Here is a 12,990-nt window from a genome sequence, read left to right as displayed (position 1 = left end):
GATTCTGCGCGCGGCAGCACCCGAATTATCAGGGATACGTGTAGGGTGGAGATGTACAACCGTCGGACTGTGTAGCACTAGGCTTGTTTCAGACGCTTCATCTCGTCCACAGACGCCGGTTGATTCCTCCTCCTGACTGAGTGCTTGAGTACCAGCAAGCAGGACGCGTCCGTCGCGACTTCGCCATCATTGGGCCGAACTCGCTGGACACTGGAGTGGTCAGCCACTTCCATGACGCACCTGACACCGACCGTGAGAAGTCGTGTGTGCCGAACGCCGTTTCCGGCAGCCCGGAAACCGACGGTACTACATGAAAAGAATGCTGATTAACGCAACTCAACCCGAAGAGTTGCGTGTTGCACTGGTAGACGGCCAGCGCCTCTACGACCTGGATATCGAATCCGGTGCACGCGAGCAGAAGAAGGCCAACATCTATAAAGGCCGGATTACTCGCATCGAACCAAGCCTTGAGGCTGCCTTTGTCGATTTCGGCTCCGAGCGCCACGGCTTCCTGCCCCTCAAAGAAATCTCCCGCGAATACTTCAAGAAAGCCCCTGAAGGCCGCGTCAACATCAAGGACGTCCTGAGCGAAGGCCAGGAAGTCATCGTCCAGGTCGAAAAGGAAGAACGTGGCAACAAGGGCGCCGCCCTGACCACCTTCATCAGCCTGGCCGGCCGTTACCTGGTCCTGATGCCGAACAACCCGCGTGCCGGCGGCATCTCCCGCCGCATCGAAGGCGAAGAGCGCAACGAACTGCGCGAAGCCCTCAACGGCCTGGTTGCCCCGGCCGACATGGGCCTGATCGTGCGCACTGCCGGCCTTGGCCGCAGCAGCGAAGAAATGCAGTGGGACCTCGACTACCTGCTGCAGCTCTGGACGGCCATCAAGGAAGCCTCGCTGGATCGTTCCGCGCCGTTCCTGATCTACCAGGAAAGCAACGTCATCATCCGCGCCATTCGCGATTACCTGCGCCAGGACATCGGCGAAGTGCTGATCGACAGCGTCGAAGCCCAGGACGAAGCCCTGACCTTCATTCGCCAGGTGATGCCGCAGTACGCCAGCAAGATCAAGCTCTACGAAGACAGCGTTCCGCTGTTCAACCGCTTCCAGATCGAAAGCCAGATCGAGACCGCCTTCCAGCGCGTCGTCGAACTGCCGTCCGGCGGCTCCATCGTCATCGACCCGACCGAAGCCCTGGTGTCCATCGACATCAACTCGGCGCGCGCCACCAAAGGCAGCGACATCGAAGAAACCGCTCTGCAGACCAACCTTGAAGCGGCCGAGGAAATCGCCCGTCAGTTGCGCCTGCGCGACATCGGCGGCCTGATCGTCATCGACTTCATCGACATGACCCCGGCCAAGAACCAGCGCGCCGTGGAAGAAAAGGTCCGTGAGTGCCTGGAAGCCGACCGCGCCCGCGTACAGGTCGGTCGCATCTCGCGCTTCGGCCTGCTGGAAATGTCCCGTCAGCGCCTGCGTCCATCCCTGGGCGAAAGCAGCGGCATCGTCTGCCCACGCTGCAACGGCACCGGCATCATCCGTGACGTCGAGTCGCTGTCCCTGGCGATCCTGCGCCTGATCGAAGAAGAAGCCCTGAAAGACCGCACCGCCGAAGTCCGCGCCCAGGTGCCGATCCCGGTGGCGGCGTTCCTGCTCAACGAGAAACGCAACTCGATCACCAAGATCGAACTGCGCACCCGCGCTCGCATCGTGATCCTGCCGAACGATCACCTCGAGACGCCGCACTTCGAAGTCCAGCGCCTGCGCGACGACAGCCCGGAAGCCCACAACAACCAGTCCAGCTACGAGATCGCCGCTGCCGCTGCCGAAGTGGAAGAAATCCAGCCGGCTGCCGCCACCCGTACCCTGGTTCGCCAGGAAGCCGCCGTGAAGACCGCCCCGGCCCGCGCCAATGCTCCGGTTCCGACCGAAGTCGTGGCACCGGCACCCGCTCCGGTCGCCGCGCCTGAGCCAAGCCTGTTCAAGGGCCTGGTGAAGTCGCTGGTCAGCCTGTTCGCGACCAAGGAAGAGCCTGCCGCACCGGCCGTGGTCGCCAAGCCTGCCACCACCGAGCGTCCTGCCCGCAACGAAGAACGCCGCAACGGTCGCCAGCAGACCCGCAACCGCAACGGTCGTCGTGACGAAGAGCGCAAGCCACGCGAAGAACGTGCGCCGCGTGAAGAGCGCGCACCACGTGAGCCGCGTGAAGAGCGCCAACCTCGCGAAGCCCGCGAGGAAGTGTCGACCGTAGCCCGCGAAGAGCGCGCACCACGTCCACCGCGTGAAGAGCGTCAACCGCGCGCCCCGCGTGAAGAACGCAAGCCTCGTGGCGAACGTGAAGAGCGTGTTCGCGAATTGCGTGAGCCCCTGGATGCCGCCCCGGCCGCTGCCGCCACCGCTGAAGAGCGTCCGGCCCGCCAGCCTCGCGAAGAGCGCGCCCCGCGCCCTCCGCGTGAAGAGCGTCAACCACGCGCCGAGCAGGCCGCCGCCACCAGCGAAGAAGAAGTGCTGAACGCCGAGGAGCAACTGCAGGAAGACGGCCAGGACAACGCCGAAGGCGATCGTCCACGCCGCCGCTCCCGTGGCCAGCGTCGTCGCAGCAACCGTCGTGAGCGCCAGCGTGATGCCAACGGTAATGTGATCGAAGGCTCGGAAGAGTCCGAATCCACCGAAGCTCCAAGCGCAGCAGACCTGGCCGCCGGCCTGGCCGTGACTGCGGCCGTTGCCAGCAGCACCATCAGCGCTCCAGCCGAAGCCCAGGCCAATGAACAGGCCGAACGCGCGACCGCTGCGGTGGAAGATGCGCCGGTTGAAAAGCCAGTGGTTGAAGCCACTACCCCGGTAGAAGCGACTGCTTCGCCAGAAGTGGAAGTTGCACCGACGCGTGAAGCCCAGCCTGAAGCCGAAGCTGCCGTCGAGCCTGCACCGGTCGTCGAACAGCCGGTGGCCGCAAAACCTGCCGTTGAAACGCCTGTTGAAACGGGCACCGAGGAAAAGGCACCGGCACCTGTGCGTGAAGAGCAGACCGCGTTCAACTGGAACCCGGAACCTGCCGCACCGGCACCGGTGGTCGAGCCAGAGCCGACGCCAGAGCCCGTCAAGGCAGCCGAACCTGCGATGATCGAGCCAGCGCCAGTGGTCGAAGCACCCGTGGTTGCCGAAGCACCAGCTCCCGTCGAGGAGCCTGCACCCGTCAGCGCCTTGACCGCGAATGGCCGCGCTCCAAACGATCCACGTGAAGTGCGCCGTCGCAAGCGTGAAGCCGAGCGCCTGCAGAAGGAAGCCGAAGAGGCTGCCGCCCAGGCGTCCGCTGCCGCACCGACCCCAGCAGTGGAAGTGGTCGAGGCAGCCCCTGCCCCGGTCGCTGAAACGGCTTCGGAGCCAACTCCGGTTGAATCGGCCCCGGTGATCGACGAACCTCAACCGTTCGCCGAAGAAATCACACCGCGTCACACTGAAGCCCTGGAAAAAGAGCACGAGCCTAAACCTCACGCCTGATTCCATCGCTCAATAAAAAGCCCCGCCTGGTGATGCCAGGCGGGGCTTTTTATTTTGGCTCAAATGTGAGATCACCATCGCGAGCAGGCTCGCTCCCACAAGGGATCTGCGTCGATATTCACCTTGGAACACTGTGGGAGCGGGCTTGCTCGCGAACGCGGTGATTCAGCTTGCACTGATGTTGAAAGTGCCTCCGTTTTCGCGAGCAAGCCCGCTCCCACAGGGGATTTTTCGGCAATCACAAATTCTCACCCACCGCAGAACCTGTGGGAGCGAGCCGGCTCCGGGCGGCGTTCCGACGATAGCGGTGGTCCAGTCACCATCAATGTTGTTGCTGGAAACTCAAAGCCTCAGGCACATCCACATCCCAAACCACCCCGGGATCGTCCACGGCGATCTCGACCACTCGTGCTCCGGCAAAAAGCACCTTGGCGCCTTGATCACCGCTAAGCGCCATCAATTTCGGGCCAAAGACACGGCCAAAGCCCACGGGATGGCCGTATTCACCCGCAAGGACTGGCACACAGATGCCGTTCTCACGAATCCCGGCGGCCACCTGTTCATAGCTCGACGGCAGGATGAACGGCATGTCGCCCAGCACGATCAACCATCCATAGAGGTCCGGACAGGCCTGGACACCGGCGGCAATGCTGTCACCCAGGCCCGGCGAATCCAACTCCACGACATCGCAGCCGTAGGCTTGGGCCATGCGTATGACCTGAGGCCGTTCGCTGCTCGTCACCAACACGCGCTTTTCCAGCGATGCAGGCAGATTCACCAGCACCTGCTCGATCACCGAACGAACAGCGCCGTCGCGTCCCGTGCAGTCGGCCAGCAACTTATCCTTGTCAGGACCTGCAACCTGCCGGAAACGACTGCCCGATCCAGCGGCGAGAATGATCACGCCAATCGATTCGCCCATGTGCCCTCCTCGTCCACGAGTTACAACGGCTTCTTCTGCCGCAGCTCAACGCCGTTCTTGATGGCCACGATCTCGGCCAGCAGCGACAAGGCGATCTCCGCTGGAGTGTGGCTGCCGATGTGCAGGCCGATAGGACCGTGCAGCCGCTCGATGGCCTCTGCTGACAAGCCTAGCTGAAGCAGATTGTCCCGGCGCTTCTGGCTGTTGACCCGCGATCCCAGGGCCCCCACATAAAAAGCCGGGGAATCCAGGGCGGTCAGCAAGGCCATGTCGTCCAGGCGCGGATCATGGGTCAGGGCAACGATTGCCGTGCGCTCGTCGGTCTGGATATTCAACACCGCCTCATCGGGCATCCCCGAGACGAAGCGGCCGTGCCGTTCTTCCCAACCGTAGACGAACTCCTTGCGCGGATCGCAGATCAGCACTTCGAAGTCCAGCAACCGGGCCATTTCCGCCACATAGCGTGACAACTGCCCGGCACCGATCAGCAGCAGTCGCCAGCGCGGCCCGTAGATGGCGCGCAGGGTCCGGCTGTCGAAAACCAACACGTCGCTCTTGCTGGCGGGCGTCAACGCCACATGGCCGGTGGCGATGTTCAACTCACGGGCGACAATCTGATGGGCTTCGCAACGCTCCAACAGGTCGGCCACCCATTGTGGGTCACCGACCCGCTCTTCCGTCAGGCGCAAGGTACCGCCACAGGGCAAGCCGAAGCGCGCTGCCTCCTCGCGGGTGACACCGTAGGTGATCATCCGCACCGGCGGCCCGTCCGCCGGAATCCGGCCATCATGCAGCCGGGCGATCAGGTCATCCTCGACACAACCGCCCGACACCGAACCGATCACCACGCCGTCTTCGCGCAAGGCGAGCATCGCCCCCGGAGGTCTCGGCGCGGTGCCCCACGTCTGGACCACCGTGAACAACACCACGCGCTGCCCGGCGCGGCGCCATTGCAGCACGCTACGCAGGACGTTCAGGTCAACGCTGTCCATCAGGCCTTGGCCTGCTGCCAGCCCTGCAACTGGTAGCGTACCGGCAGGTTGCGGATGCGTTGGCCGGTGGCTGCGAAAATGGCGTTGCACAGCGCCGGCGCAATCGGCGGCACCCCTGGCTCGCCGACACCGCCCAACGGCACCTCGCCCGGCGGCGTGACCAGGTGTACCGCCACTTCCTTGGGCGCCAGGGACATGCGTGCCACTTCGTACATGTGGAAGTTGTCCTGCTGGACCTTACCATCCTTGAAGCTGATCTCCCCCACCATCGCATTACCCAGGCCCATGACGCAGGCGCCTTCGAACTGAGAGCGGATGCGCTCGGGGTTGATCTGCGGACCGCAGTCGACGGCAATGTTGGCCTTGTGCACGATCACCGTACCGTCCTCCTTGACCTCCACCTCGATGGCGGCCGCCACGTAGGTAACGAAGCTGTAATGCACCGCCAGCCCGAGGCCACGGCCCTTCGGCAGCTTCTGCCCCCAGCCGGCCGCCTTGGCAGCGGTTTCCAGCACGGTACGGATCCGCGCCGTATCGATGGGATAGCGCTCGGGGGATTCACCGTAGTTCCACTCTTCATTCAAGGTACGCGGGTCGATCTTACGATCCGGGCCGAGCAACTTGAGGTGGTATTGCAGCGGATCCTGACCGGCCTTGTGGGCCAGTTCGTCGATAAAGCTCTGGATGGCAAAACCGTGGGGGATGTTCGACACCGAGCGGTACCAACCCACCCGAGTGTGGGCCACCGCTTCCGGGTTCTCCAGGCGCAGATTGGGAATGGCGTAGGCCATGTTGGTCACGCCCATGCCCACTTCGAACGGTGCTTCATGAACCATATTCGGCGCGAACAGCGCGGTGATACTCGGGGCCACGGTGCGATGCAGCCAGCCGGACGGCATCCCGTCCCGGTTCAAGCCGGCCTTGAGGTATTCGGCCGAAACGGTGTGGAAATACGAGTGATGAATGTCATCCTCGCGGGTCCATTGCACCCGGATTGCCTGGCCCGCAAACTCCTTGGCCAGCACCGCGGCCTCGACGACGAAGTCAGGCTTGGATTTGCGGCCAAAGCCGCCACCCAGCAGCGTAATATTGATCGTGACCTTTTCGAACGGGATGCCCAACCGTTCGGCGACGCGCTCACGGGTCACCTGTGGCGCCTGGCTCGGTGCCCAGGCTTCGCACTGGCCATCCTTGAACCGGGCAATGGCCACCATCGGTTCCATCGGCGACTGGGATAGGTGTGGCAGGTAATACGAGGCTTCCAGGGACGAATCGGCCTTCGCCAGGGCATCATCGAGGTCGCCAGTGCTGCGCAGGACTTTCCCGGGCTTGAGGGCCGCGGCCTCGAGCTCCTTGCGATAAGCGACCGAGTCATACCCCGCATTCGGGCCGTCGTCCCACTCGATTTTCAGCGCATCGCGCCCCTTGATTGCAGCCCAGGTGTTCTTCGCCACCACCGCCACGCCACCCAGGGGCTGGAACTCCGAAGGCAACGGACGCCCTTCTATCTGCACCACCTTGACCACGCCCGGTACTTTCAGCGCGGCGCTGTCGTCCACGCTCCTGACCTTGCCCCCGTAGACCGGCGGACGCGCCACGACGGCGTAGAGCATGCCGTCGAAATGTACATCGGCACCGAACACGGCACGACCGTTGACGACGTCGGCACCGTCGATGGCCCGGCTCGCTTCCTTGCCGATGTAGCGAAACTCGGCGGGTTGCTTGAGGCGCAAGCTGTCACGGGCCGGCACCGGCAAGGCGCTGGCAGCAGCAGCCAATGCACCGTAACCCAGTTTCCGACCGGAAGGCTGGTGCACCACGTTGTGCAACTGGGCATGGCACTCACCCACCGGGACGTTCCATTGGGCCGCGGCGGCCTGCTCCAACATGGTCCGCGCTGCGGCGCCGCAACGGCGCATCGGTTCGTACCAGTGGCGCATGCTGCGCGAACCGTCGGTGTCCTGGTTGCCGAAACGCGCCTCATCGGCAGGTGCCTGCTGCACCTTCACCAATGCCCAGTCGGCGTCGAGTTCATCGGCTACGACCATACTGAGGCTGGTGCGCACACCCTGGCCCATTTCCGAACGGTTGCAGATCACCGTCACGCTGCCGTCGGCGGCAATGCTCACGTACACCTTCGGGTCGTCGACCGCGCCATGGGGCATGCCCTCGGCACCGAATTTCTTTTCCTCGGCAAAAGCATCCGGCAGACCCCAGCTGGCGGCCAGCACCAGCACGCCGGTGGCGCTCGCGCCCTTGAGGAAGCCACGTCGACTGAGATTGCTCAGCACGAAATCATTGGGCAGACGGCTCATGCCTTGGCCTCCTTCAGGTGGGTGGACGCCTGGCGGATCGCAGTCTTGATCCGGTCATACGTGCCACAACGGCAGATATTGCCGACCATGGCTTCCTCGATCTGCTCATCGCTCGGGTTGGGGTTGTTCTTGAGCAATGCAGTGGCGGACATGATCTGCCCGCCCTGGCAGTAGCCGCATTGGGCTACGGCGGTATCGAGCCAGGCCTTTTGCACGACCTGACCCACCGGGTCGGCATGCAGCCCGTCGATGGTACTGACGTTCTGCCCCTGCACCGAGCCGATCGGCGTGATGCAACTGCGCGCCGGGGCGCCGTCGATGTGGATGGTGCACGCGCCGCACAGGCCCATGCCGCAGCCGAATTTGGTGCCGTTGTACCCAGCGACATCGCGGATAGCCCACAGCAGCGGCATGTCCTCGATCACATCCAGTTGATGGTCTTGTCCATTGAGTTTCAGGGTAATCATGGGCACGCCCGCATAGTTATCGAGTTATGGGGTCGAGCAATCTGCCGCTTGGAGAACGGTTCGGTGTCGCAGACTGGCTCAGGCTGATAGGGCTCTCTTATGTAGACACAGGCGTCTGCATCGGGCCTTGCGCGATGCGATGGTCGCATCGTCAGCAGATTAAATTAACCCAGGTTCAAGCAAAACGCCCTGCACAATCCTGCACAAATGATGCTTGTGCGAGGTTCGTGCAGGGCGTTCCCGGTTCATGATGAACCTTGGCTCAGTAGCGGTTGGGCTCCATTTCCAGATCAACCTGGAAACGTTCGGCAATATCTTTCTGGATGCGCTGGGCCAGGTCCAGCAGTTGCAGGCCAGTAGCCTCGCCATAGTTGACCAGCACCAGCGCCTGCAACTTATGCACCCCAGCATCGCCCTCACGAAAGCCCTTCCAGCCAGCACGCTCGATCAACCAGCCCGCGGCGATTTTCATCTGGCCCTCGGGTTGTGGATAAGCCACCAGGTCGGGGTATTGCAGCTTGAGTTGCGCGACATGCGTGGCCGGCACCAGCGGATTCTTGAAGAAGCTGCCGGCATTGCCCAGCACGGCCGGGTCCGGCAACTTTTCGCTGCGGATGCTGCAAATGGCCCGGCTGACATCGATGGGCGTCGGTTGGTCGATGCCCTGTTCGGTCAACCGTTGACGGACCGGGCCATATTCCAGATGCAGGTGGGCGGCGCGGCTGAGGGCGAAGCGCACCCGTAGGATCAACCAACGACCCGGCTGCTGCTTGAACAGACTATCACGGTAGGCAAAACGGCATTCTTCGAGGGTGAAATCCCGCAACTCGCCGGTATGGCGATCCAGGGCGGTGAGCCCGGCAAAGACGTCCTTTATTTCCACGCCATAGGCGCCGATGTTCTGCATCGGCGCGGCGCCTACCGTACCGGGGATCAGGCTGAGGTTCTCCAGCCCCGCCCAGCCTTGCGCCAACGTGTGCTGGACGAAAGGATGCCAAGGCTCTCCGGCCTCGGCCTCGATCACTACCCGTTCCCCCTCATCGCTCAGCAGGCGGACCCCGCGACTGACCATGCGCAGCACCAGGGCATCGATGTCGCCAGTGAGCAGCAGGTTGCTGCCACCACCGATCACCAGCAGCGGCACCCCATGCCCGGCGGCGTAGGCCAGCGCCTCGCGCACCTGTGCATCCTCGTGGGCCTCGGCGAACAACCTGGCCCTGACGTCCACGCCGAAACTGTTGAAAGGCTTGAGGCTGACGCCGGCCTGTACCTGCAAGCTCATAGCCGTCCCTTCAATTCGATCACCAGGCGATCCGTGGCGCATTCGATCAGGTCCAGGACCTGTTCGAAACCCTGCTCGCCGTCATAGTACGGGTCCGGCACGTCATCGACGCCGGCCTCGTAGCGGCGCAGGAACAAGTCCAGTTCAGCCCGGCCGTTGGCTGGCTGCAGAGCCTTGAGATTGCGCAGGTTGCTGCTGTCCATCGCCAGGATCAGGTCATAGGCGGCGAAATCGGCGCGGCTGACCTGCCGGGCACGCTGGGCCGACAAATCATAGCCGCGCCGCAAGGCAGCGGCCTGGCTGCGCTGATCCGGCGGCTTGCCCACGTGCCAGTCACCGGTACCGGCGGAGGCCACTTCTACCTGCCCGAACAGCCCGGCCTCGCGCAGTTTGTGCCGCAGGATGCCTTCGGCGGTGGGCGAGCGGCAGATGTTGCCGAGGCAGACGAACAGAACCCGCATCAGGCCTCCAGCAGGCGACGGACGCGCTCAAGGTCTTCGACCGTGTCGACACCGGTTGGCGGTGCAATCAACGCATCGGCCACATGGATCCGCACACCGTGCCAGAGCGCGCGCAGCTGCTCCAGGGCCTCGGTGTTTTCCAACCAGCACGGGCCCCAGGCGACGAAGTCCTGGAGAAACCCCGCGCGGTAGGCATAGATGCCGATGTGGCGACGGTACGGCACGCCTTCGGGCATGACGTCACGGGTTTGAGCGAACGCATCTCGCGCCCAGGGCAACGTAGCGCGACTGAAGGTCAGCGCCAGGCCATTCAGATCGCTGATCACCTTGACCACGTTCGGGTTGAACAGCGTCTGCACATCCTTGATCGGCTCGGCCAGCGTCGCCATGCGCGCTTCGGGATGGGCCGCCAGGTTGGCCGCCACCTGGTCGATCACGCTGGGCGGGATCAGTGGCTCGTCGCCCTGTACGTTGACCACGATGGCGTCGGGTTCCAGGCCCAGTTTCGCGGCGACTTCCGCCAGGCGATCAGTACCGGAATTGTGGTCTTCGCGGGTCATGACCACCTCGGCGCCAAAGCCCTCGCAGGCCTCGACGATGCGCAGGTCGTCCGTCGCCACCACCACACGCTGGGCGCTGCTCTTGCAGGCCTGTTCCCATACGTGCTGGATCATCGGCTTGCCGGCGATCGACAACAGCGGTTTACCGGGCAAGCGCGTCGAAGCGAAGCGCGACGGGATCACAACGGTGAAGGCGACGCTCATTTATCCAGGCGCTCATCGGTGGTCAGGGTCCGGGCTTCGCTTTCGAGCATCACCGGGATGCCATCACGGATCGGGTACGCCAGGCCGGCGCCCTTGCTGATCAGCTCGGTCTTGTCGGCGCTGAGCTTGAGCGGGCCTTTGCAAACCGGGCAGGCCAGGATGTCGAGCAGTTTGGTGTCCATGGAATTTCCCCTGGATAAGGTTCTTAAGGTAATAGCCGATCCGGCAACAGGCGCATCAACTGCGTATCGAACCAGGCCTCGAAGGCCGGTGAAGGCGCGGCGTCCACCGCCAGGTACCACCAGTCGGGCGCGGCGAAGGCACGGCATTTGACCGCGTCCTTTTCCGTCATGACCACCGGCAATGGCGGTGTGAAATTCAAGGCCTCGACGCTGTATTCGGCATGGTCGGCGAACCCGTGCGGTACAGGCCGCCAGTGTAGCGTTTCGAGGGCCTTGAAGAAACGTTGCGGATTGCCGATACCGGCCACGGCGTGCAAGGCCTGGCCGGGCGGGAAATGGTCGAGCGGGCGTCGTTCGCCACTGGCCAGATTCACCAGGGCGGTGGGCCGCAGCTCGAAGGCGAAGCCGTCTTCATGGTCGGCACTGGCGCCGTTGTACAGCACCGCATCCACCGACTGCAGGCGCTCGACCGGTTCGCGCAACGGACCGGCAGGCAGGCAACGCCGATTGCCCAGGCCGCGGGCATTGTCGATCAACACCAGCTCAAGGTCGCGCGCCAGCCGGTAATGCTGCATGCCATCATCGGACAGGATCAGGTCCAGCGGTTCCGATGCCAGCAGCGCCTGGACCGCGCGGCTGCGGTCCGGGTCGATCATCAGCGGCACGCCGGTGCGCTGCACGATCAGCAACGGCTCGTCGCCGGCGATCCCGGCGCCCTGGTCGGCCTCGACTCGCCACGGCAGCTGCGGCGGCTTGGCACCATAGCCGCGGCTGACCACGCCAACCCGCAGGCCAGAGCGCTGGCAGTGCTGGATCATCCACAGGATCATCGGCGTCTTGCCGGTGCCGCCCACGGTGATGTTACCCACCACCACCAGCGGCACGGGCGGCTGATAGATATCGCCCTCGCCTGCCAGGAAACGCTGGCGCTTGCCGACCACCACGCGTCGGTACAGCCACTCCAGTGGCCGCAACAACGCCAGGGCCGGATGACCGTCATACCACGCGGCGAGCAATCGATCGGACATGGCCATCAGGGTGCGGGCGCCGCCTCGACCGTGGTCATGCGCAGATGGCTGAAGCCGAGCTTGCCGGCGGCGTCCATGGCAGTGATGACCGATTGATGGGGGGTCTTGCCATCGGCGCTGATGGACAGCGGCAGGTTGGTGTCGCCGCCGGACTCTTTCTGCAACGCCTCGATCAGGGTCGCCAGGTCGCTCTTGGGTAAGAGCTGGTTGTTCACCGAAATCGACCCTTGCGCGTTGATGGTGATTTCCAGACTCTTCAACTGCTGGTCTTCGGCTGGCGAACCGCTGACCGCCTGTGGCAATTCCACCTTGAGCTGGGTTTCCCGGGTGAAAGTGGTGGTCACAACGAAAAACAGCAGCAGGATGAACACCACGTCGATCAACGATGCGAGGTTGATCTCGATGTTTTCCCGTGGTTTGCGGCGGAATTTCACTTCTTGCTCCCGGCCAGGTCCACGTCACGATCACCCTGCACCACCTCGACCAACTTGATCGCTTCCTGCTCCATGCCCACCACCAGCTCATCGACGCGGCGCTGCAGGAACCGGTGGAAGAACACCGACGGAATTCCGACCATCAGGCCAGCGGCGGTGGTGATCAGGGCCTTGGAGATACCACCGGCCAGCACCGAGGCATTGGTGCTCATGCCGGACCCGGTAAAGGCGCTGAAAATATCGATCATGCCCAGCACCGTACCCAGCAGGCCCAGCAGCGGGGCCATGGCGGCGATGGTGCCGAGGGCGTTGATGTAGCGCTCCAGCTCATGAATGACCCGTGCCGCGGCCTCTTCGATACACTCTTTCATGATTTCGCGACCATGTTTGGAGTTCGCCAGGCCAGCCGCCAGGATTTCACCCAACGGCGAACTGGCCCGAAGCTCCTTGAGCTTGTCCTTGTTCAGTTGCTTGTCCTTGATCCAGACCCAGACCTGCCCGAGCAAATGCTCCGGCGTCACGCGGCTGGCCCGCAGGGTCCACAGGCGTTCGGCAACGATACCCAGTGCCGCGATGGAACTCAGAATGATCGGCAACATCATCCAGCCGCCGGATTTGACCAATTCCCACACAGTGACTGCCCC

The 12,990-nt window shown here is 63.5% G+C and carries 12 protein-coding genes; 1 reads left to right on the top strand and 11 read right to left on the bottom strand.

The genetic code is table 11. The annotated features are described in order from the left end of the window. The first annotated feature begins 310 nt into the window (after positions 1-310). Positions 311-3,499, top strand: coding sequence for a ribonuclease E (gene rne, locus FBX99_RS13180; protein ID WP_178111926.1), 3,189 nt, complete (start codon positions 311-313; stop codon positions 3,497-3,499). 322 nt (positions 3,500-3,821) lie between these two features. Here the strand turns inward: rne and FBX99_RS13175 are convergent, their stop codons facing one another. The 11 genes from FBX99_RS13175 to FBX99_RS13125 form a co-directional block, all read right to left on the bottom strand. Continuing rightward, the gene (locus tag FBX99_RS13175) at positions 3,822-4,421 is read right to left on the bottom strand and encodes an NTP transferase domain-containing protein (RefSeq protein WP_145131762.1); all 600 of its coding nucleotides are present in this window, start codon (positions 4,419-4,421) and stop codon (positions 3,822-3,824) included. A gap of 20 nt (positions 4,422-4,441) precedes the next feature. Then, positions 4,442-5,413 carry an XdhC family protein gene (locus FBX99_RS13170; RefSeq protein WP_145131760.1) on the bottom strand — a complete coding sequence of 324 codons (972 nt, stop codon included), beginning with the start codon at positions 5,411-5,413 and terminating at the stop codon, positions 4,442-4,444. Continuing rightward, complete coding sequence (locus FBX99_RS13165; RefSeq protein ID WP_145131758.1) at positions 5,413-7,728, bottom strand: xanthine dehydrogenase family protein molybdopterin-binding subunit; 2,316 nt, start codon at positions 7,726-7,728, stop codon at positions 5,413-5,415. The genes FBX99_RS13170 and FBX99_RS13165 overlap by 1 nt, the downstream gene beginning before the upstream one ends. Further along, positions 7,725-8,195, bottom strand: a complete 471-nt coding sequence (locus FBX99_RS13160; protein WP_145131756.1) for a (2Fe-2S)-binding protein — start codon at positions 8,193-8,195, stop codon at positions 7,725-7,727. Before FBX99_RS13160 ends, FBX99_RS13165 begins: the two co-directional genes overlap by 4 nt. Before the next feature lie 262 nt (positions 8,196-8,457). Beyond that, complete coding sequence (murB, locus tag FBX99_RS13155) at positions 8,458-9,477, bottom strand: UDP-N-acetylmuramate dehydrogenase (RefSeq protein ID WP_144929532.1); 1,020 nt, start codon at positions 9,475-9,477, stop codon at positions 8,458-8,460. After that, positions 9,474-9,938: a low molecular weight protein-tyrosine-phosphatase gene (locus FBX99_RS13150; RefSeq protein ID WP_144929533.1), complete on the bottom strand. Its 465-nt coding sequence runs from the start codon at positions 9,936-9,938 to the stop codon at positions 9,474-9,476. The genes murB and FBX99_RS13150 overlap by 4 nt, the downstream gene beginning before the upstream one ends. Beyond that, positions 9,938-10,702, bottom strand: coding sequence for a 3-deoxy-manno-octulosonate cytidylyltransferase (gene kdsB, locus FBX99_RS13145; RefSeq protein WP_047699069.1), 765 nt, complete (start codon positions 10,700-10,702; stop codon positions 9,938-9,940). Before kdsB ends, FBX99_RS13150 begins: the two co-directional genes overlap by 1 nt. Further along, complete coding sequence (locus FBX99_RS13140; protein WP_003179363.1) at positions 10,699-10,884, bottom strand: Trm112 family protein; 186 nt, start codon at positions 10,882-10,884, stop codon at positions 10,699-10,701. Before FBX99_RS13140 ends, kdsB begins: the two co-directional genes overlap by 4 nt. A 23-nt stretch (positions 10,885-10,907) precedes the next feature. After that, positions 10,908-11,918, bottom strand: a complete 1,011-nt coding sequence (lpxK, locus tag FBX99_RS13135) for a tetraacyldisaccharide 4'-kinase (RefSeq protein WP_144929534.1) — start codon at positions 11,916-11,918, stop codon at positions 10,908-10,910. Beyond that, on the bottom strand, positions 11,918-12,346 hold the full coding sequence (locus FBX99_RS13130; RefSeq protein WP_144929535.1) for a biopolymer transporter ExbD: 429 nt from the start codon (positions 12,344-12,346) through the stop codon (positions 11,918-11,920). Before FBX99_RS13130 ends, lpxK begins: the two co-directional genes overlap by 1 nt. Beyond that, complete coding sequence (locus tag FBX99_RS13125; protein WP_053150108.1) at positions 12,343-12,978, bottom strand: MotA/TolQ/ExbB proton channel family protein; 636 nt, start codon at positions 12,976-12,978, stop codon at positions 12,343-12,345. The genes FBX99_RS13130 and FBX99_RS13125 overlap by 4 nt, the downstream gene beginning before the upstream one ends. Positions 12,979-12,990 lie beyond the last annotated feature (12 nt).

Origin of the sequence: Pseudomonas sp. SJZ074 (assembly GCF_007828215.1) — a bacterium.
In the GTDB taxonomy this organism is placed as follows: domain Bacteria; phylum Pseudomonadota; class Gammaproteobacteria; order Pseudomonadales; family Pseudomonadaceae; genus Aquipseudomonas.
Note: the sequence above shows the minus strand (reverse complement) of the source record. Positions and strands in the feature narration are given on the sequence as shown.

Coding starts and splice junctions, on each gene's coding strand:
- rne (WP_178111926.1), top strand. CDS start 311: ATGAAAAGAATGCTGATTAACGCAACTCAACCCGAAGAGTTGCGTGTT.
- FBX99_RS13175 (WP_145131762.1), bottom strand. CDS start 4,421: ATGGGCGAATCGATTGGCGTGATCATTCTCGCCGCTGGATCGGGCAGT.
- FBX99_RS13170 (WP_145131760.1), bottom strand. CDS start 5,413: ATGGACAGCGTTGACCTGAACGTCCTGCGTAGCGTGCTGCAATGGCGC.
- FBX99_RS13165 (WP_145131758.1), bottom strand. CDS start 7,728: ATGAGCCGTCTGCCCAATGATTTCGTGCTGAGCAATCTCAGTCGACGT.
- FBX99_RS13160 (WP_145131756.1), bottom strand. CDS start 8,195: ATGATTACCCTGAAACTCAATGGACAAGACCATCAACTGGATGTGATC.
- murB (WP_144929532.1), bottom strand. CDS start 9,477: ATGAGCTTGCAGGTACAGGCCGGCGTCAGCCTCAAGCCTTTCAACAGT.
- FBX99_RS13150 (WP_144929533.1), bottom strand. CDS start 9,938: ATGCGGGTTCTGTTCGTCTGCCTCGGCAACATCTGCCGCTCGCCCACC.
- kdsB (WP_047699069.1), bottom strand. CDS start 10,702: ATGAGCGTCGCCTTCACCGTTGTGATCCCGTCGCGCTTCGCTTCGACG.
- FBX99_RS13140 (WP_003179363.1), bottom strand. CDS start 10,884: ATGGACACCAAACTGCTCGACATCCTGGCCTGCCCGGTTTGCAAAGGC.
- lpxK (WP_144929534.1), bottom strand. CDS start 11,918: ATGGCCATGTCCGATCGATTGCTCGCCGCGTGGTATGACGGTCATCCG.